Here is an 18,561-nt window from a genome sequence, read left to right as displayed (position 1 = left end):
CCTCCTCTTGCTGGCCAGGTGCCCATACGGGATCCCGGCCGGTCAGTCTCGAAGCATACAGCGCTGCGGAGTCGAACGCTATTCCGCCCCACCTCACCACCTTTGTCCGCCTCCGGAAGGGCCCTTGTACGCTCCAGGGGTACGGACACCGGCACGACGGAACGAGCCCCCCTTGAGTAGCGAGCCCACCAAGACCCCCGGCGCGGACGACGACGCGATCGGCTTCGACGACCTCACCCGGGACATCGCCGAGGTCCCGGCCGTCGAGGTGATCACCACCGTCGCGGTGCACCTGATGAGCGCCGCCGCGGTCAAGTGCGGCCTGGCCGAGGGCGGGGACAAGGACAAGGACCTCGACGAGGCCCGCAAGCTGATCACCGCGCTGGCCGGACTGGTCACCGCCGGCGCCCCGGAGATCAGCAACTTCCACGCGGCGCCCCTGCGGGACGGCCTGCGCTCGCTGCAGCTGGCCTTCCGCGAGGCCTCCATCGTCCCGGACGCGCCGGGCACGGGCCCGGGCGAGAAGTTCACCGGGCCGGTCTACTCCTGACCCGGACGCGACTCGGGGGCGGTGCGTCACGCGACGCACCGCCCCCGACGCACTTCCTACGGCTCCCCACCGCTCCCTACCGCCTGTAGAGCGGCTCCCCCGGCAGCTCCGCGCTCGCCGGCAGCACCGCGAGGTCCAGCCCCCGGTCCAGCCGCACCCGCAGCACCGGGTCGGCGGCCACCGCCCGCCCGACCCGCTGCACGGCCGCCTGCAGCCCGTCCTGCTCCAGCGCCGGGTCGAACACCACCGCGAGCACCCCGTCCGAGCCCTCCGAGGCCGCCAGCAGCCCGGTGAGCACCTGCGGCTCGGCCGCCAGCAGCCCGCGGACCGCCTCGCGCACCTCCGGGTCCCGGACCGGCGGCAGGAACGGGCGGTTCTCCGCGAGCGCCCGCAGCCGGGCGCCGCTCAGCTGGAAGGGCACCGGCCCGGCCGGGTCGACCAGCAGGGTGTCGGCGCGCTCGGAGAAGGCCACCATCGCGGCCTGCGGGGCCGCCGTCGGCGCCGGGCGGGCGTCGGCACGCCAGCGGGCGAGCGAGTCGAGCGAGGTGAAGGCCGGCAGCGCGCGGCGCCCGTCCGGGGCCTCCAGCACCGGGACGGCCATGTCGCTGGTCTTCTCGTGCTGGTGCCCGTGCTCGTCCACCTCGACCTCGCCGAGGATCGCGACGATCGGGACCATCAGCCGGGTGGGGGTCAGCGCCGCCAGCACCTCCGGCTCGGCCGCGCGGTCCTGCGACCAGCGGGCGAGGGCCTCGGCGAGCGCCGGGTCTGCGGTGCCGTCGTCGTCGGAGAAGCCTGGGTTCGGGATGCCCTTGCCGACGAACGCCGGGTTGGAGAAGTCTTTGCGGTCCACCCGCCCGACCCTATGCCACCGCGCGCGAGCCGCCCCATTTCCCCGCACGCGGGGGCTACCCACCGGTAGTGCGGTGTGGCACCCTGCGCCCATGGTGATCCTCGACGCACCCGCGACCGCTCCCGCTCCGGTCTCCGACCGCCTCCGGTACGACCGGGCCACCGCGCACCTGGACGGTCCGGTGGCCGTCGTCGACCTCGCCGCCTTCGACGCCAACGCCGCCGACCTGGTGCGCCGGGCCGCCGGCAAGCCGATCCGGGTGGCCAGCAAGTCGGTGCGCTGCCGGGCGCTGCTGGAACGCGCGCTGGCCGTGGACGGCTTCGCCGGGGTGATGAGCTACACCCTCGACGAGTCGCTCTGGCTGGCCCGCACCGGCGTGCGCGACGTCCTGCTCGCCTACCCCTCCGCCGACCGGGCCGGGTACACCGAGCTGACCGCCGATCCGGCGCTCGCCCGCGAGGTCACCGTCGTCCTCGACGACCCCGCCCAGCTGGACCTGATCGACAAGGCCCGCGGCGGCGACGCCGAGGTGCGGGTCTGCCTGGAGCTGGACACCGCGCTGCACCTGCTCGGCGGGCGGGTCCGGGTGGGCGCCCGGCGCTCCCCGCTGCGCACCCCCGAGGACCTCGGCGCCTTCGCCGAACTCGTCCAGTACCGCCGGGGCTTCCGGGTGGTCGGCCTGATGGCCTACGAGGGGCACGTCGCCGGGGTGGGCGACCAGGTGCCCGGCCGGCCGCTGCGCTCGCAGCTGATCCGGCTGATGCAGGCCAGGGCCAGGACCGAACTGGCCGAGCGGCGGGCGGCCGCGGTCCGGCGGCTGCGGCGGGTGGCCGAGCTGGAGTTCGTCAACGGCGGCGGCACCGGCAGCGTGGAGTCCACCGTGGCCGAGCGCGCGGTCACCGAGGTCGCGGCCGGCTCCGGGCTCTACCTGCCCCGGCTGTTCGACAACTACCGCTCGTTCCACGGCCGTCCGGCCGCGCTGTTCGGCCAGCCGGTGGTGCGCCGCCCCGGCGTCGGCGTGGTGACGGTGCTCGGCGGCGGCTACCCCGCCTCCGGCGCGGCCGGCCCGGACCGCTCGCCGGTGCCGTACCTGCCGCAGGGGCTGCGCTACGACCCGATGGAGGGCGCCGGGGAGGTGCAGACCCCGCTGCTCGGCGCGCCCGCGGACGACCTGCTGATCGGCGACCGGGTCTGGTTCCGGCACGCCAAGGCGGGCGAACTGTGCGAGCGCTTCGCCGAACTGCACCTGATCGAGGGCGATCGGATCGTCCGGACCGTCCCGACGTACCGGGGCGAGGGGAAGGCGTTCCTGTGACCGGTCGGCGGCCGGCGGCGGCCTGACCGTCCGAACGGCCGTCCGACGACCTTTCCGGAGCCTTAAGCGGGCCCGATGGAACGCCTAACCCGGCCGTTCCGTCGGGCCTTTGCCCTGTTCGGGGGCCTACAGTCCGTCAGAAAGCGTGGCACGCGCGACTATTGCCAGCTGGTCCAGACCAATCATACGCTCTGGCCAGGGGTCCGCGGTCCGGGCCGGCGGCCCCCGAACGGGCAGGCGTGTCCGCTCCCCCCACACTCGCCCGGAACGACGGTCAAGGAGTCCCCACCCCATGTCCATCAAGCGAAGTGCCCTGTCCGTCGGCGCGGTCGGCGCCGCGGCCCTCGCGGTGGCCGTTTCCACCGCAGGCACCGCCAGCGCCCACGGCACCATGACCAACCCGGTCAGCCGGGTCGCCGCCTGCTACGCCGAGGGCCCCGAGCACCCGGTGTCCCAGATCTGCAAGGACCTCGTCGCCGCGAGCGGCACCCAGCCGCTGTACGACTGGAACGAGGTGAACATCGCCAACGCGGCCGGCAACCACCAGTCGCTGATCCCGGACGGCAAGCTCTGCTCGGCCAACCGCGACAAGTACCAGGCCCTGGACTGGCCGCGCACCGACTGGCCGGCCACCGCGGTCAAGGCGGGCGCCTTCACCTTCCAGTTCCGCACCACCGCGCCGCACGTGGGCACCCAGACCGTCTACATCACCAAGCCGGGCTACGACGCCACCAAGCCGCTGAAGTGGTCGGACCTCGACCCGACGCCGGTCGCCCAGGTGCAGGTCGACCGCACCGCCACCAACGGCTTCTACACCTACGCCGGCACCCTGCCGCAGCGCACCGGCCGCCAACTGCTGTACACGGTCTGGCAGCGCAGCGACAGCCCGGAGGCGTTCTACAGCTGCTCCGACGTCGACTTCGGCGCGGCCACCGCGGCCGGTGCCCCGGCGGTTCCGGCGCTCGCCGCGCAGGCCCCGGCCGCGCCCAGCGACGCGCAGATCGCGGCCGACGCGCCCAAGTCCACGGTCGCCCACCACGGCCACGGCGGCGACCCCAACTCCCCGGCCGGCGCCGTGATCCCGACCGCCGCCGCGGCCGTCGGCACGTCGGCCACCGGCCCGCTGCTGCTGGCCGGCGCCGCCGCGATCAGCGTCGGCTGGGCCGGCATGGTGCTCCGGCGCCGTCGCATCGAGGCTGTTCGACGCGACTCCTGACGCCGGACGCGGGGCCGGGGCGGCCAAAACCCCCGTCCGGCCCGGTTCCGCGGCTCCACCCCGTCCGGAACGAACGGCGGCGGCCCACCCGGAGAGTGCTCTCCGGGTGGGCCGCCGCCGTGTGAGGAGCGGGTGGCCCAGGTGCTGGTGCCGCTCAGGTGCTGGTGCCGCCGGTGCCACCGGTGGCGCCGCCGGGAAGCCCGCCGCCCGGGATGGACGGCAGCTTGCCCTTGAAGTCGGCGATGCCGTTGACGATGGTGTCCATCAGGCCGAGGTCCGGCGCCTTGTCGGCGATGTCGAAGCCGAAGTGCACGGAGATCAGCGTCTTGCCGTCGGTGGACGGGAAGACCACCGTCTGCACGTAGCCGTTGTTGCCCTTGGGAGCGTCGACCTTCCAGCGGACCAGGTAGCCGTCCTGGCCGTTGACCTTGACCGCCTCGGACTTCAGCTCCTGGTGCCCGGTGATGGCGCCGTACGAGTCCTTGGCCGCCTTCTCGATGTCGGCCTTGGCGGCGGCCTGGGCGTCGGTGCCGCCGCCGTCGATCCGGCCGGTGGTCACCCCGCCGAGGGTGCACGATTCGCTGCCGTCCGGGCAGGTGTAGGCGCCGACCGTGAGCGCGGCGTAGCCGTCGCTGGTGTAGCCGCCCTGCCAGCCGGAGGGGACGGGCAGGGTGAGCCCGTTCACCAGGTCGATCGCGTTCCCGCCGCCGGGCCTGGTCTTGCCGCTGCCGCCGTTCCCGCCGTTCCCACCAGGCCCGCCGTTGCCACCGGGCCCGCCGTTGCCACCGGTTCCGTTGCTGCCGTCGCCGCTGCCGCCGTTGTTGCCACCGTTCCCGTTGTTGCCGTTCCCGTTCCCGTTCCCGCCGTTCCCGTTGCCGCCGAGGCCCGGGAAGCCGTTCCAGGGGCCGTTCTCGCCGTTCGGCACGGCCTGCCGGGCACTGCGCTGCGGGCGGTTGTCGCTGTGGCCGTCCATCGCCAGGTAGGTGATCCCGGAGCCGGTGCCCAGGCCGAGCAGCGCCGCGACGGTGGCGGCGATCACCATCGGGGACGGCCGGCGCCGGGGCTTGCGCGGCGGCGGTGCCTCGGAGCCGTAGGCGGTGCCGAAGGGCGGCGGCTCCGGGTAGCGGACGGTCGGCCCGCTGTCCAGCACCTCGCCCTGCAGCACCGTGGGCTCGTCGGCCGGCCCCGGCCCCGGAGCCCCGGCCGCCGGGGGTACCGGCTCCGGGGCGTCCGAGGGTGCGGGCCGGGTGCTGGCCGTCCAACCCCTGCCGTCCCACCAGCGCTGCGGCCTCGGGTCGCCGCCGGTGTCCTTCGGGTCCGGGTACCACCCGGCGGGAATCTGCTCGCTCACAACAGAGAATCTAAAGGCACGCGGATAAACGCGAAATCAGCGCGGCCTCGAATTCCGGTGGTTTTCGATGAGATTACGGTGAGAAGGGGTGCGTCGGGCACGCTCAGGACCGTCGCGCCCGCCCGGGGCTACAGCGGGGTCACGTAGGCGCCCGAGATGCCGCCGTCCACCAGGAACTCGCTCGCCGTGATGAAGGACGAGTCGTCGCTCGCCAGGAAGGCCACCGCGGCGGCGATCTCCTCGGCCCGGGCGAACCGGCCCAGCGGGATGTGCACCAGCCGGCGGGCCGCCCGCTCCGGGTCCGTGGCGAACAGCTCCCGCAGCAGCGGGGTGTCCACCGGCCCCGGTGACAGCGCGTTCACCCGGATCCCCTCCCGGGCGAACTGCACGCCCAGTTCCCGGGACATCGCCAGCACCCCGCCCTTGGAGGCGGTGTACGAGATCTGCGAGGTGGCCGCGCCCATCCGGGCCACGAAGCTGGCCGTGTTGATGATCGAGCCCCGCCCGTGCCGCCGCATGTAGGGCAGCGCGGCCTTGCAGCACAGGAACACCGAGGTCAGGTTGACCTCCTGGACCTTGCGCCAGGCGTCCAGGCCGGTGGTCAGGATCGAGTCGTCCTCCGGCGGCGAGATGCCCGCGTTGTTGAACGCGACGTCCACGCTCCCGTACGTCTCGTACGCCTCGTCGAACAGCGCCTCGACCATGTACGGGTCGGTGACGTCGGTGTGCACGAACAGGCCGCCGACCTCCTTCGCGGCCGCCCGCCCGGACTGCTCGTCCACGTCCGCGCAGACCACCTTCGCGCCCTCCGAGGCGAGCCGGCGGGCCGCCGCCAGGCCGATCCCGCTGCCGGCGCCGGTGATCACGGCGGTGCGGCCGACCAGGCGGCGGCACACCGGTGCGTCGTTCTCCGTCATCGGCTGCTACTCCTCGCTGTGGATGAAGACGTTCTTGGTCTCGGTGAAGTGGCGCAGCGCGTCCGGCCCCAGCTCCCGGCCGACCCCGGACTCGCCGTAACCGCCGAACGGCGTCCAGTACCGCACCGAGGAGTGCGAGTTGACCGACAGGTTGCCCGCCGCGACGCCGCGGGCCAACCGCAGCGCCCGGCCGAGGTCCCTGGTCCAGATCGAGCCGGACAGGCCGTAGCGGGTGGCGTTGGCCAGCCGCAGCGCGTCCGCCTCGTCGGTGAACGGCAGCACGGCGGCGACCGGGCCGAAGATCTCCTCGGTGACCGCCGGCACCTCCGGGTCGGTCGGCGCGATCACCGTCGGCGGGTACCAGTAGCCGGGCCCGTCCGGCACCGCGCCGCGGGCCAGCACCGGCAGGTCCGGGGTGACGTAGGAGGCGACCCGGCGCACCTGGGCGGCCGAGATCAGCGGGCCCAGCCGGGTCTCCGGGTCCGCCGGGTCACCGGTGCGCAGCGCCTCGACGGCGGGCAGCAGCAGCGCCAGGAAGTCGTCGTACGCCTCCCGCTGGACCAGGATCCGGCTGCGGGCGCAGCAGTCCTGGCCGCTGTTGTCGGCGAAGGACATCGGGTCCGCGGCGCGGGCCAGGTCGGCGTCGGCGAAGACGATGCTGGGGCTCTTGCCGCCCAGCTCCAGGGTGACCCGCTTGGCCCGGGCCGCGCAGCGGGCGGCCACCTCCTTGCCGACCACGGTCGAGCCGGTGAAGACGATCTTGCGGACCGCCGGGTGGTCCACCAGGGCCCGGCCGGTCGTCCCGCCCGGGCCCGGCAGCACCTGGAACAGGCCCTCCGGCAGCCCTGCCGCCAGGGCGAGTTCGGCCAGCCGCAGTGCGGTGAGCGGGGTCGCCTCGGCGGGCTTGAGCAGGACGGCGTTGCCCGCCGCCAGGGCCGGCGCGAAGCCCCAGGCGGCGATCGGCATCGGGAAGTTCCACGGCGCGATCACCCCGACCACGCCGACCGGCTCGTGGAAGGTCACGTCCAGGCCGCCGGCCACCGGGATCTGGCGGCCGGTCAGGCGTTCCACTCCCCCGGCCGCGTACTCCAGCAGGTCCCGGACGTTGCCGGCCTCCCAGCGGGCGTTGCCCACGGTGTGGCCGGCCTCGCGCACCTCCAGTGCGGCCAGTTCCGGCACGTGCACCTCGACCTGGTCGGCGAACCGGCGCAGCAGCCGGGCCCGTTCGCCCGGTGCCAGCGCCGCCCAGGCCGGCTGGGCCTTGGACGCGCGCTGGACCGCCGCGTCCACCTGCCCTGCGGTGGTGTCCGGGACGGTGGCGAGCACCTCGCCGGTGGCGGGATTGCGGACGGTGCTGACGGTGGGGTCGGTCATCGGCCTCACATCCGTTCGAAGGATCGGTAGCGCTCCCAGTCGGTGACGGTGCCGTCGAAGGCGCACTGCTCCACCCGGGCCATGTTGAGGTAGTGCTCGACCACGTCGTCGCCGAAGGCCACCCGGGCCAGCTCGCTGTCGGCCCACAACTCCGCGGCCTCGCGCAGCGAACCGGGCACCCGGGCGTACTCCTCGACGGCGTAGGCGTTGCCCAGGCACGGCGCCGGCAGCTCCAGCTTCCGTTGCAGCCCGTGCAGGCCGGCCGCGATCATCCCGGCCACCGCCAGGTACGGGTTGACGTCCCCGCCCGGCACCCGGTTCTCCATCCGCAGGCCCGGGCCGTGGCCGACCACCCGGTAGGCGCAGGTCCGGTTGTCCCGGCCCCAGGCCACCGCCGTCGGGGCGAACGAGCCCTGGCGGTAACGCTTGTAGGAGTTGATGTTCGGCGCGTACAGCAGGCTGAACTCGCGCAGCGCCGTCAGCTGGCCGGCCAGGAAGTGCCGCATGGTGTCGGTCATCCGGCCGTCCCGGTCGGCGAAGGCCGGCGCGCCCACCGCGTCGCGCAGCGACAGGTGGATGTGGCAGCTGTTGCCCTCGCGCTCGTTGTACTTGGCCATGAAGGTCAGCGCGCACCCCTGCTGCGCGGCGATCTCCTTCGCGCCCGTCTTGTAGACGCTGTGCTGGTCGCAGGTGGTCAGCGCGTCCGCGTAGCGGAAGGCGATCTCGTGCTGGCCGAGGTTGCACTCGCCCTTGGCCGACTCCACCACGAGCCCGGCGCCCGCCATCTCGTTGCGGATCCGGGACAGCAGCGGCTCGACCCGGGCGGTGCCCAGCATCGAGTAGTCCACGTTGTACAGGTTCGCCGGCGTCAGGCCGCGGTAACCGCCCAGCCAGGCCTGCTCGTAGGTGTCCCGGAACACCAGGAACTCCAGCTCGGTCCCGATGTCGGCGGCCAGCCCGTACTCCGCCAGGCGCGCGATCTGGCGGCGCAGCAGCTGGCGGGGGGCCGCGTCCACCGGGTGGCCGCCGTGCCGGGCCAGGTCCGCGGTCACCTGCGCGGTGCCCGGCTGCCAGGGGGTCAGCCGCAGGGTGCCGAGGTCGGGGCGCATCGCGAAGTCGCCGTAGCCGGTGGCCCAGGAGGAGAAGGCGTAGCCGTCGACGGTGTTCAGGTCGACGTCCACGGCGAGCAGGTAGTCGCAGGCCTCGGCGCCGTGCTCGACCACCTCGTCCAGGAAGAAGCGGGCGGCGAAGCGCTTGCCCTGCAAGCGCCCCTGCATGTCCGTGAACGCCAGCGCCACGGTGTGGACCTCGCCGGTGTCCACCAGCATGCGCAGTTCGTCCAGGGTCAGCGGCGCCCGGGGCGGCACGCCCGCGGCGGCGTTCTCGGGCATGACGGAACCCTCCACGATCACTCTTCGAGTTCAAGCGGTCACAGCGAACCGTACGGCCTGCGGCGGACGGCGCGGAAGAGGGCGGGCAGGTGTGGCGCGCCGACATGCGTGGTTGACGGGGGATCAGGCGGTGCGGGTGGAGAATGCCCGCCATGGATCGCAGGCCTTTCATCGGCGTCAGCACCTACCTGGTCGACGCGAGTTGGAGCAACTGGCAGGGCCGCCGGGTGGCCCTGGTGCCCGAGCGGTACACCGCGTACGTCCAGGAGTCCGGCGGGATCGCGGTGCTGCTCCCGCCCGACTCCCCCGACCGCGCACCCGAGGTGCTCGCCCGGCTCGACGCCCTCGTCATCGCGGGCGGGCCCGACATCGACCCCGCCTACTACGGCCAGCCCGCCCACCCCCGCACCGAGGTCGACTCCCCCGAACGGGACCGGTGGGAGTCGGCCCTGCTGCGGGCGGCCCTGGCGGCCGGGATGCCGCTGCTGGGGATCTGCCGGGGCATGCAGGTGCTCAACGTCGTCTGCGGCGGGACCCTCGTCCAGCACCTGCCGGACGTCGTGCCGGTGGACGTCCACGGCGGCGCGGACGGCGGCTACGGAACGCACCTGGTGCGGCCGGTGCCGGGGACGCTGCTCGGCGGGCTGCTGCCGGAGAGCGAGGTGGAGGTGCCGACCTTCCACCACCAGGCCGTCGACCGGATCGGGGCGGGCCTGCGGGTCTCGGCCCACTCGCCGGACGGGACGGTCGAGGCGGTCGAGGGCCCGGGATTCACCCTGGGCGTGCAGTGGCACCCGGAACAGGGGGACGACCTGCGGGTGATGCGGGCCCTGGTGCGGGCGGCCACCGCGGCGCAGTTGGACACCGCGCTGATCGGGTAGCCGAGGCGCGCCCGCCCCCTCGGAACGACCGCTCAACGGCAACGACAACGGTCACCAGTACAGCCTTTGGATCTTTGTCCGTTCTGCGGTTCACTTCGGGTGCAGGGCGATCGCGCCCCTCCCCTCCCCACCCGTGCGTCCAGAGAGGACTTCGATGGCCGGGCACGAGCATTCCCACACTGATCATGCGCATGACCACAAGCACGCGCACGACCACGGCGGACACCGGCACGGCGGACACGGCGGGCACAGCGGCCACTCGCACGGTGTCGCCGCCGACGCCGACCGCCGCTGGCTGCTCGGCGCCCTCACGCTCATCGTCGTCTTCATGGCCGGCGAGGTCGTGGTCGGCTTCGCCGCGAAGTCCCTGGCCCTGATCTCCGACGCGGCGCACATGCTCACCGACGCCGCCTCGATCGTCCTCGCGCTGGTCGCGATGCGCCTCGCCGCCCGCCCGGCCCGCGGCGGCTACACGTACGGCCTCAAGCGCGCCGAGATCCTGTCCGCCCAGGCCAACGGCGTCACCCTGCTGGTGCTGTCCGCCTGGCTGGGCTACGAGGCCGTCACCCGGCTGTTCGAGCCGCCGGAGGTCGCCGGCTCGCTGGTGCTGGTCACCGCGCTGATCGGGATCGTGGTCAACCTGGCCGCCGCCTGGTGCATGTCGAAGGCCAACCGCAGCTCGCTGAACGTCGAGGGCGCCTTCCAGCACGTGCTCACCGACCTGTACGCGTTCATCGCCACCGCCGTCGCCGGCGCCGTCATGCTGACCACCGGCTTCGTCCGGGCCGACGCGATCGCCTCGCTGATCGTGGTCGCGCTGATGCTCAAGGCCGGCATCGGCCTGGTCCGCGACTCCGGGCGGATCTTCCTGGAGGCCGCCCCGGCCGGCATCGACCCGGACGCGGTGGCCGACCGGATGGTCGCCCAGCCGCTGGTCGAGGAGATCCACGACCTGCACATCTGGGAGATCACCTCCAACCAGCCGGCCCTGTCCGCGCACATCCTGGTCACCCCCGGCGGCGACTGCCACGCCGTCCGGCGCGAGCTCCAGCGCGGACTGGCCGACGAGTACGGCATCACCCACAGCACGCTCCAGGTCGACCACGTCGGCGAGGACGCGGCCGGCGCCCTGCTCCAGATCGCCGCCCCGGGCGAACAACCCGCCGAACACTGCGCCGACGCGCACGGCCCGGTCCACCGCGCCGGCCCGCACGAACACTGAAGCCGCCCTCCTGTCGTCGCGGTGCGGCATGATCTGACACGTGACCGCACCGCGACTGATGCTCCTCGACTCCGCCAGCCTGTACTTCCGGGCCTACTACGGCGTGCCGGACACCCTGCGCTCCCCGCAGGGCGAACCGGTCAACGCCGTCCGCGGCCTGCTGGACTTCATCGCCCGGCTGGTCCACGACCACCGCCCCGACCAGCTCGTCGCCTGCATGGACGCCGACTGGCGCCCGCAGTGGCGGGTGGACCTCCTCCCCTCGTACAAGACCCACCGCGTCGCCGAGGCCGCCGAGGACGGCGAGGAGGAGGTGCCGGACACGCTCGCCCCGCAGGTCCCGGTGATCGAACAGGTGCTGGACGCGCTCGGCATCGCCCGGGTCGGCTCCCCCGGCTACGAGGCCGACGACGTCATCGGCACCCTGACCGCCCACGCCAAGGGCCCGGTGCAGATCGTCACCGGCGACCGCGACCTGTTCCAACTGGTCGACGACGCCCGCGGGATCACCGTGCTCTACCCGGTCAAGGGCATGGGCAACCTCCAGGTCACCGACGACGCGCTGCTCCTGGAGAAGTACGGCGTGCGCGGCGCCCAGTACGCCGACATGGCCGCCCTGCGCGGGGACCCGAGCGACGGCCTGCCCGGCGTCAAGGGCATCGGCGAGAAGACCGCCGCCCAGCTCATCAACGAGTACGGCGACCTCACCACCATCCGCGCCGCCGCCCTCGACCTCTCCTCCAAGCTCACCCCGGCCCGCCGCCGCAACCTCGTCGAAGGCGCCCCCTACCTCGACGTCGCCCCGACCGTCGTCCGCGTCGCCCCCGACGCCCCGCTCCCCGCCTTCGACCCGGCCCTCCCCCACGAACCGCTCGACCCGATGACCCTGGAGGAACTCTCCACCCGCTGGGGCCTCGGCAGTTCCCTCGACCGCCTCCTGGAGTCCCTCGCCACCCGCTGAGCCCCCGGCAGAGGGGCCTCTTTCCGCCGCCCCAGGCGAAACAATGCCGTCGGCGAAGTCATCCGGTACCTCTGGCGGGCCGACGCCGAACGCCTGGGCCTTCCGCAGGAGGAGGCCTGACGCCCACCGCATCATCACGCGGTGCCGCAGGGCACTCGGTTCTGCCTGAGAATTCCCACGAACCCCAGCCGCCCGAGCCGGAATATACGAGAATCACGATCCCGCCGGCGAATCTCGACCGCTTAACGTCCTGCCGATGGCTTTGATCGGCACGGGAGTTGAGTGATGATCACGAGATCGCAGTGGTTGACGGATGGCGTCCCGACGAGTGGTGTAGCAGGGATCTTGGTGTAACCCCTGGTCATAAGGGAGCCATCGCGCAACTCTCCGAGTAGCGAGTAGGCATGCTCGTTGAGTGAGAGATGCGCGATGGCCGCGGCTGGGCCGGCTCATCCGGGAAACAGGCCGACCGAACGAAGCCCTCGCCCGGGCCTTGTGCGCCGTTGCGGCCAGTCACAACGATCCGGCACGACCGAGCCGGGCATCCGTCACTCAGTGGGGCCGCCAAGGCGTCATGCTCTCCGGGAACATCCCCCAGCACTACTACACCGTCGCCGTGAAGCTGGCGGCCGAGGCTGACGACCCCGCGATGGCCGGCCACGTCCTGCGCGCCATGGCCCACCAGGCGGTCGACCTCCGGAAGCCGCACCATGCTGTCAGGGTCGCCGAGGCGTCGATGGTCGGCGACCGATTCCGGCTCGCCAGCCCTCGCGAACGGTCTCTGCTCGGCGTCGTCCACGCACGCGCTCTCGCCGCTGCGGGGCGCGCCGCCGAGGCGAACGCCGCACTCCTTCGGGCACGCCGGTCATCGAAGTGAAGCCCTGGTTCGAGGAGTTCGGCCCGCGCGGAGAAGTGCGCCAACCCGCATGGACCACGGAGATGCTCCGCGACTACTTCGCCCCGGCGCTTCCCACACCCTGACCATCGGCGTCGCCTCGCTCGTTTCGGCTGCCTCTTCTCCACGAGAAGTCGACCTGATCGACTTCCCGTGCAACCGCTCACAATTCCGGTGCCGCTTCGGCCCCGCCGAAGCGGCACCGGCTTGGAATCTCGCTTCTGTCATCAGAATGCCTCTGCCCCTGTCATCGGCGGGGGCAGAGGCATTTCCTCTGCGCAGGAAGCCCCAGCGGCGAGGCGAAGCCGAAGCCGCACGGGGGTGGGGGACGGAAGCCGCCGGGCACGCCAGGGGCCCGCACGTTCGGGGTGAACGGGCGGGCCCCTTGCGTTCGGCGGTCAGCCCACCGAGGAGTAGGCGATGATGCCGCGGCGCAGGCCGTCGACGGCCTTGCGGGCCGTCCGGCGCAGTTCGGCGTCCTCGCCGGCCGCGTCCTGGATCTGGCCGAGGACGTCGATCAGTTGCTTGGTCCAGCGGACGAAGTCGCCGGCCGGCATGTCGGCGTCGCGCAGCACCTGGTCCAGGCTGTGGCCGAGGGCCCAGCGGTGGGCGGCCCAGGCGAAGCCGAGGTCGGGCTCGCGCTGGCCGACGCCCTCGGCGGTGTTGATCCGGTGCTGCTCCTCCAGGGCGTCCAGGTGGCCCCAGATCCGGACCATCTGGCCGAGCGCCTCCTTGGCCGCGCCCTCCGGCACCCGGGGGGCGGTGGCGTCGTCGGACTGGCGCGCCTCGTAGACCAACGCCGAGGCGCAGGCGGCGAGTTCGGCGGCGTCCAGGCCGCTCCAGACGCCTTCGCGGATGCACTCGGAGGCGAGCAGGTCGAGTTCGCCGTAGAGCCGGCCGAGGCGCTTGCCGTCGTCGGTGACGGTGTCGCCGCTGAGGTAGCCGAGGTCGGTGAGCAGCCCGCAGACCCGGTCGAAGGTGCGGGCGATGGTGTGGGTGCGGGAGCGCATCCGGCGTTCCAGTACCTCGGTGTCGCGGTGCAGGCGGTGGTAGCGCTCGGCCCAGCGGGCGTGGTCCTCGCGCTCGTCGCAGCCGTGGCAGGGATGCTGGCGCAGTTCGGTGCGCAGCCGGGTGATCTCCTGGTCGTCGGCGGCGGCCGCGCGGCCCCGGCGGAACCGCTCGGGTTCGAGGTGGCCGGCCTTGGTGCGCAGCGCGGAGGCGAGGTCCCGGCGGGACTGCGGGCTGCGCGGGTTGAAGGACTTGGGGATGCGCACCCGCTCGACGGCGGCGACCGGGTACGGGAAGTCGATCATGGCGAGCCGCTTGACCTGCCGCTCGGCGGTGAGCACCACCGGGCGGGGCCCGTCCTGGAAGTCGGGGTGGCGGCCGACCCGGCCGTTGCGGCTGACCGGCGGCAGGCCCGGGTCGAGGACGAGGGCGAGGCCGGCGAACTTGCCGGTGGGGACGTGGATGACGTCGCCCGGCTTGAGGTGCTCGATCGACTCGACGGCGGCCGCGCGGCGCTGGCTGCTGCCCTCGCGGGCGAGTTCGTTCTCCCGGTCCTTGAGCCGGCGACGCAGGTCCATGTACGCGTCGAAGTCGCCGAGGTGGCAGGTCATCGACTCGCGGTAGCCCTCCAGCCCCTCCTCGTTGCGCTGGACCTGGCGGGCGATGCCGACCACCGAGCGGTCGGCCTGGAACTGGGCGAAGGAGGTTTCCAGCAGTTCGCGCGAGCGGTGCCGGCCGAACTGGGAGACCAGGTTGACGGCCATGTTGTAGGACGGCCGGAACGAGGACTTGAGCGGGTAGGTGCGGGTGCCGGCCAGGCCGGCCAGCGCCTCCGGGTCGAGGCCGCGCTGCCAGAGCACCACGGCGTGGCCCTCGACGTCGATGCCTCGGCGCCCGGCCCGGCCGGTGAGCTGGGTGTACTCGCCGGGGGTGATGTCGGCGTGGGTCTCGCCGTTCCACTTGACCAGCTTCTCCATGACCACCGAGCGGGCGGGCATGTTGATGCCGAGCGCGAGGGTCTCGGTCGCGAAGACGGCCTTGACCAGGCCCTTCACGAACAGCTCCTCGACCACCTCCTTGAACCGCGGCAGCATCCCGGCGTGGTGGGCGGCGATGCCGCGCTCCAGCCCGTCCAGCCACTCGAAGTAGCCGAGGACGTGCAGGTCCTCGTCGGGGATGTCGGCGCAGCGCTCCTCGACGAAGGCCCGGACGAGGGCGCGGTCGGCGTCCTTGTTGAGCCGCAGGCCGGAGCTGAGGCACTGCTGGACGGCGGCCTCGCAGCCGGCCCGGCTGAAGATGAAGGTGATCGCGGGCAGCAGCCCCTCGGCGTCGAGCCGGTCGATGACGTCCACCCGGCCCGGCGTCCAGACCCGGCCGGGGCGCCCGTTGGGCATGCTGCGGCCCCGGCCGCGGCCGAACCGGTCGCGCGGGTTGCGGTCCAGCTCGGAGCGGGCGAGCCGGACCAGCTCGGGGTTGACGGCCTTGCCGGGGTTGCGCGGGCCGTCCTTGGGGCGGCCGTCCCGGTCGGGGTTGGCGAACAGGTCGTACATCCGGTTGCCGGCCATCACGTGCTGCCACAGCGGCACGGGCCTGGTCTCGGAGACGATCACCCGGGTGCCGCCGCGCACGGTGTCCAGCCAGTCGCCGAACTCCTCGGCGTTGGAGACGGTCGCGGAGAGCGAGACGAGGGTGACCGACTCGGGGAGGTGGATGATGACCTCCTCCCAGACGGCGCCGCGGAAGCGGTCGGCGAGGTAGTGCACCTCGTCCATGACGACGTAGCCGAGGCCGTCGAGAGTGCTGGAGCCCGCGTAGAGCATGTTGCGCAGCACCTCGGTGGTCATGACCACCACGGGGGCGTCGCCGTTGACGGTGTTGTCACCGGTGAGCAGGCCGACCTTGGCGGCGCCGTAGCGCTTGACCAGGTCGCCGTACTTCTGGTTGGACAGCGCCTTGATGGGCGTGGTGTAGAAGCACTTGCGGCCGCCCAGGAGGGCCAGGTGCACGGCGAACTCGCCGACGATGGTCTTGCCCGAGCCGGTGGGCGCGGCGACCAGGACGCCCGAGCCGGCCTCCAGCGCCTCGCAGGCCTCCAGCTGGAAGTCGTCCAGCGGGAAGTCGTACAGCTGCTGGAAGCCGTGGAGCGCGGTCGCCTGTTCCTTGGCCCGGCGGCGGCTGGCCGCGTACGCCTCGGCGGGGCTGAGCTCCTGGTCGTCGTGGGGCTGGGGCTCAGGGGTGTTCATCGCCGTCCGGGTGTGGTTGGTGTGATCTCGCATCTCAGCGAGAGGTTACCCGGCGGCACTGACATCGATAGCACCGTTTTTCCGTGCGACTTTCCGTGCGGCTTCCGTACGGCTTTCCCCGCGGCTTCCGTGCGGCCTCCGTAGGGCTTCCGCACGGCGGGATCGGCCGCGGGATCATTCCGGGATCGCTTCCCTCTCACATCCATAGTTGCAAACATCTTCAAGTGATCGGAGTCCGACCAGCTTCGGACGTCTCCGGTCATCCCCGGTGGACCGCCGCCGGTCTCCCTACCGTCGTTGCCACGGCGGAGCGACCGCCACCAACTCACGGGAGGACACCGACGATGGCGAACCTGGAGACGTCCCTCAAAGAGGCCATGGGGATCGACGGCGCGATCGGCGTCGCCCTGGTCGACTACGGCAGCGGCATGGCGCTCGGCAGCCTCGGCGACGGCGGCGAACTGGACCTCAACGTCGCCGCCGCCGGGAACACCGACGTGGTCCGCGCCAAGATGCGGGCGATGGAGATGCTCAACCTGCACGACAACGAGATCGAGGACATCCTGATCAGCCTCACCAACCAGTACCACATGGTCCGACCGATCACCACGCCCACCGGACGCGGCCTCTTCCTCTTCCTGGCGCTCAACCGCGGCCGCTCCAACCTCGCGATGGCCCGCCACCAGCTCAAGCGGATCGAACTCTCGCTGGAGATCTGAGCGGACCGACACCAGGGAAGGGGGGACTCGTGGCGGTAGCGCTCTACCAGGCCAAGGCCGAGTTCTTCCGGATGCTCGGCCATCCCGTCCGGATCCGGGTGCTGGAACTGCTCCAGGCCGGACCGACGCCCGTCCGCGGGCTGCTCGCCGAGCTGGAGGTCGAACCCTCCAGCCTCTCCCAGCAGCTCGCGGTGCTGCGCCGGTCCGGCATCGTCACCGCCACCCGGGAGGGCAGCACGGTGGTGTACACACTGGCCGGCGGCGACGTCGCCGACCTGCTGCGAGCGGCCCGGCGGATCCTCACCGGGCTGCTCGCCGACCAGAACCTGCTGCTCGCCGAGCTGCGGGCCAGCTCCGACCGGGCCGGCTCCGAACGAGGCAGCTCCGAGCGGGCCGGCCCGGACTAGCCACGCGCGGACCGGCCCGGACCAGCCACGCGCGGAGGCCGGCCCCCGCGAGCCGGTCAGCCCTTCAGCAGGTCGGCCAGCCCGTCCGCCAGCCGCTCGTACTCCCGCGGCCGGTTGTACAGCTGCGCGCTGACCCGCAGCACCCCGCCGCCGGCCCACGGGCGGATCGCGATCCGGGTGCCGAGCCGCTGCCACACCTCGTCCCGCAGCGGTCTCACGTCCTGCTCCGCCTCGACGCACCCGGCCGGCAGCCGGACCGAGCGCATCGAGACCCCGGGCGTCGCGGGCAGCGGCGACAGGCCGGCCCGCTCGGCGAGCACCCGCTGGCCGTACCCGGCGAGCGCGGCGTTGTGCGCGGCCACCGCCTCGGGGCCGAGCTCGCGCAGCAGCTCGAACCCCGCCGGGGCGGCCAGCCAGCCCGTGTAGTCGCAGGTGCCGCGCCATTCGACGTTCCACGGGAAGCCCCGGTCGTGCTCCCAGGAGAAGGTGAGCGGGCGCACCCGGTCCACCCACTCCGGGCGGACGGCGAGCACGCCGGTGCCGCGCGGGGCGAAGGCCCACTTGTGCAGGTTGCCGAACCAGAAGTCGGCGTTCGGGTCGACCGGGGCGGGCAGCATGCCGGGGGCGTGGGCGCCGTCCACGACGGTGGTCACACCGCGCTCGCGCAGGTCGGCGAGCAGGCCCGCTCCGGCGATCAGGCGGGCGGTGGGCGAGGTGATCTGGTCCAGCACCGCGACGGTGACGCGCTCGTCGACGGCGGCGAGCACCGCCTCCCGGACGGCCTGCTCGTCGGGGGTGTCCAGCGGCAGTTCGACCTCGACCACCTCGGCGCCGGTCTCGGCGGCCCGGCGGGCGGCGGCCCGGGTGACCACCCCGTAGCCGTGGTCGGTGACCAGGATCCGGTCGCCGGGCGCGAACGGGATGGTGTCCAGGGCGATCGCGACCGCCTCGGTGACGTTGGAGACCAGGGCGAGCCGGCCCGGGTCGACGGCCAGGTCGGCGGCGATCCTGGTCCGCGCCGCGCCGACCCGGGCCGGCAGGTCGGCGAAGAAGCCGTCCGGGTCCAGCTCGTGTTCGGCGCGCAGCCGCTGCTGCGCCCGCTGCACGGGGACGGGCACCGCGCCGAACGAACCGTGGTTCAGGTGCGCCGCGTCCGGTGAGACGCCGAACAGCCCGTCGGCCGCGGGCAGCGGGGCCGGGGGTTCGGCGGTCCACAGGTCCTCGATCACGGCATCCTCCGCATTGTGATGTGTGACATTTC

Annotated in this window: 16 protein-coding genes; 9 read left to right on the top strand and 7 right to left on the bottom strand. The window is 73.0% G+C overall.

Annotated features, from left to right (window positions below):
- Positions 1 to 172: 172 nt before the first annotated feature.
- On the top strand, positions 173 to 550 hold the full coding sequence (locus tag AB0P03_RS00480; RefSeq protein WP_350877933.1) for a DUF1844 domain-containing protein: 378 nt from the start codon (positions 173 to 175) through the stop codon (positions 548 to 550).
- A 76-nt stretch (positions 551 to 626) separates the two neighbouring features.
- On the opposite strand, the gene AB0P03_RS00475 is transcribed toward AB0P03_RS00480, so the two are convergent.
- Positions 627 to 1,400, bottom strand: coding sequence for an SseB family protein (locus AB0P03_RS00475; RefSeq protein ID WP_363583818.1), 774 nt, complete (start codon positions 1,398 to 1,400; stop codon positions 627 to 629).
- 91 nt (positions 1,401 to 1,491) lie between these two features.
- On the opposite strand from AB0P03_RS00475, the gene AB0P03_RS00470 reads away from it, so the two are divergent.
- Positions 1,492 to 2,715: an alanine racemase gene (locus AB0P03_RS00470; RefSeq protein WP_363583820.1), complete on the top strand. Its 1,224-nt coding sequence runs from the start codon at positions 1,492 to 1,494 to the stop codon at positions 2,713 to 2,715.
- A 292-nt stretch (positions 2,716 to 3,007) separates the two neighbouring features.
- Positions 3,008 to 3,931: a lytic polysaccharide monooxygenase gene (locus AB0P03_RS00465; protein ID WP_363583822.1), complete on the top strand. Its 924-nt coding sequence runs from the start codon at positions 3,008 to 3,010 to the stop codon at positions 3,929 to 3,931.
- Positions 3,932 to 4,085: 154 nt separating this feature from the next.
- Here AB0P03_RS00465 and AB0P03_RS00460 read toward each other — a convergent pair whose 3' ends face one another.
- The 4 genes from AB0P03_RS00460 to AB0P03_RS00445 all read right to left on the bottom strand — a co-directional run bounded on the left by AB0P03_RS00460 (position 4,086) and on the right by AB0P03_RS00445 (position 8,964).
- Positions 4,086 to 5,282, bottom strand: coding sequence for a DUF2510 domain-containing protein (locus AB0P03_RS00460; RefSeq protein WP_363583824.1), 1,197 nt, complete (start codon positions 5,280 to 5,282; stop codon positions 4,086 to 4,088).
- A 128-nt stretch (positions 5,283 to 5,410) separates the two neighbouring features.
- Positions 5,411 to 6,199: a 3-oxoacyl-ACP reductase gene (locus AB0P03_RS00455; protein WP_363583826.1), complete on the bottom strand. Its 789-nt coding sequence runs from the start codon at positions 6,197 to 6,199 to the stop codon at positions 5,411 to 5,413.
- Between the two features lie 6 nt (positions 6,200 to 6,205).
- Entirely contained in the window at positions 6,206 to 7,573 is a 1,368-nt protein-coding gene (locus tag AB0P03_RS00450) for an aldehyde dehydrogenase family protein (protein WP_363583828.1), read from the bottom strand.
- Positions 7,574 to 7,578: 5 nt separating this feature from the next.
- Positions 7,579 to 8,964 carry a glutamine synthetase family protein gene (locus AB0P03_RS00445; RefSeq protein WP_363583830.1) on the bottom strand — a complete coding sequence of 462 codons (1,386 nt, stop codon included), beginning with the start codon at positions 8,962 to 8,964 and terminating at the stop codon, positions 7,579 to 7,581.
- A gap of 152 nt (positions 8,965 to 9,116) precedes the next feature.
- Here AB0P03_RS00445 and AB0P03_RS00440 point away from each other — a divergent pair, with 152 nt between their 5' ends.
- The 4 genes from AB0P03_RS00440 to AB0P03_RS00425 all read left to right on the top strand — a co-directional run bounded on the left by AB0P03_RS00440 (position 9,117) and on the right by AB0P03_RS00425 (position 12,905).
- Positions 9,117 to 9,845 carry a gamma-glutamyl-gamma-aminobutyrate hydrolase family protein gene (locus AB0P03_RS00440; protein WP_363583832.1) on the top strand — a complete coding sequence of 243 codons (729 nt, stop codon included), beginning with the start codon at positions 9,117 to 9,119 and terminating at the stop codon, positions 9,843 to 9,845.
- Between the two features lie 154 nt (positions 9,846 to 9,999).
- Positions 10,000 to 11,067: a cation diffusion facilitator family transporter gene (locus tag AB0P03_RS00435; protein ID WP_363583834.1), complete on the top strand. Its 1,068-nt coding sequence runs from the start codon at positions 10,000 to 10,002 to the stop codon at positions 11,065 to 11,067.
- A gap of 58 nt (positions 11,068 to 11,125) precedes the next feature.
- The gene (locus AB0P03_RS00430; protein ID WP_363583963.1) at positions 11,126 to 12,028 is read left to right on the top strand and encodes a 5'-3' exonuclease H3TH domain-containing protein; all 903 of its coding nucleotides are present in this window, start codon (positions 11,126 to 11,128) and stop codon (positions 12,026 to 12,028) included.
- Between the two features lie 574 nt (positions 12,029 to 12,602).
- Positions 12,603 to 12,905 (top strand): hypothetical protein, encoded by a 303-nt coding sequence (locus AB0P03_RS00425; RefSeq protein ID WP_363583836.1) that lies wholly within the window; start codon positions 12,603 to 12,605, stop codon positions 12,903 to 12,905.
- Between the two features lie 416 nt (positions 12,906 to 13,321).
- On the opposite strand, the gene AB0P03_RS00420 is transcribed toward AB0P03_RS00425, so the two are convergent.
- Entirely contained in the window at positions 13,322 to 16,174 is a 2,853-nt protein-coding gene (locus AB0P03_RS00420) for a DEAD/DEAH box helicase (protein ID WP_350878048.1), read from the bottom strand.
- A 344-nt stretch (positions 16,175 to 16,518) separates the two neighbouring features.
- On the opposite strand from AB0P03_RS00420, the gene AB0P03_RS00415 reads away from it, so the two are divergent.
- Together AB0P03_RS00415 and AB0P03_RS00410 are read left to right on the top strand one after the other, a co-directional pair.
- Positions 16,519 to 16,893, top strand: a complete 375-nt coding sequence (locus tag AB0P03_RS00415) for a hypothetical protein (protein ID WP_350877952.1) — start codon at positions 16,519 to 16,521, stop codon at positions 16,891 to 16,893.
- A 29-nt stretch (positions 16,894 to 16,922) separates the two neighbouring features.
- A complete protein-coding gene (locus AB0P03_RS00410) occupies positions 16,923 to 17,300 on the top strand; it encodes a metalloregulator ArsR/SmtB family transcription factor (RefSeq protein WP_363583839.1) in 378 nt (125 codons plus the stop codon).
- A 56-nt stretch (positions 17,301 to 17,356) separates the two neighbouring features.
- Here AB0P03_RS00410 and AB0P03_RS00405 read toward each other — a convergent pair whose 3' ends face one another.
- Complete coding sequence (locus AB0P03_RS00405; protein ID WP_363583841.1) at positions 17,357 to 18,529, bottom strand: aminotransferase class V-fold PLP-dependent enzyme; 1,173 nt, start codon at positions 18,527 to 18,529, stop codon at positions 17,357 to 17,359.
- Between the last annotated feature and the right edge of the window lie 32 nt (positions 18,530 to 18,561).

The sequence above is a fragment of the Kitasatospora sp. NPDC088779 genome, assembly GCF_040685395.1.
Classification (GTDB): Bacteria; Actinomycetota; Actinomycetes; order Streptomycetales; family Streptomycetaceae; genus Kitasatospora.
Note: the sequence above shows the minus strand (reverse complement) of the source record. Positions and strands in the feature narration are given on the sequence as shown.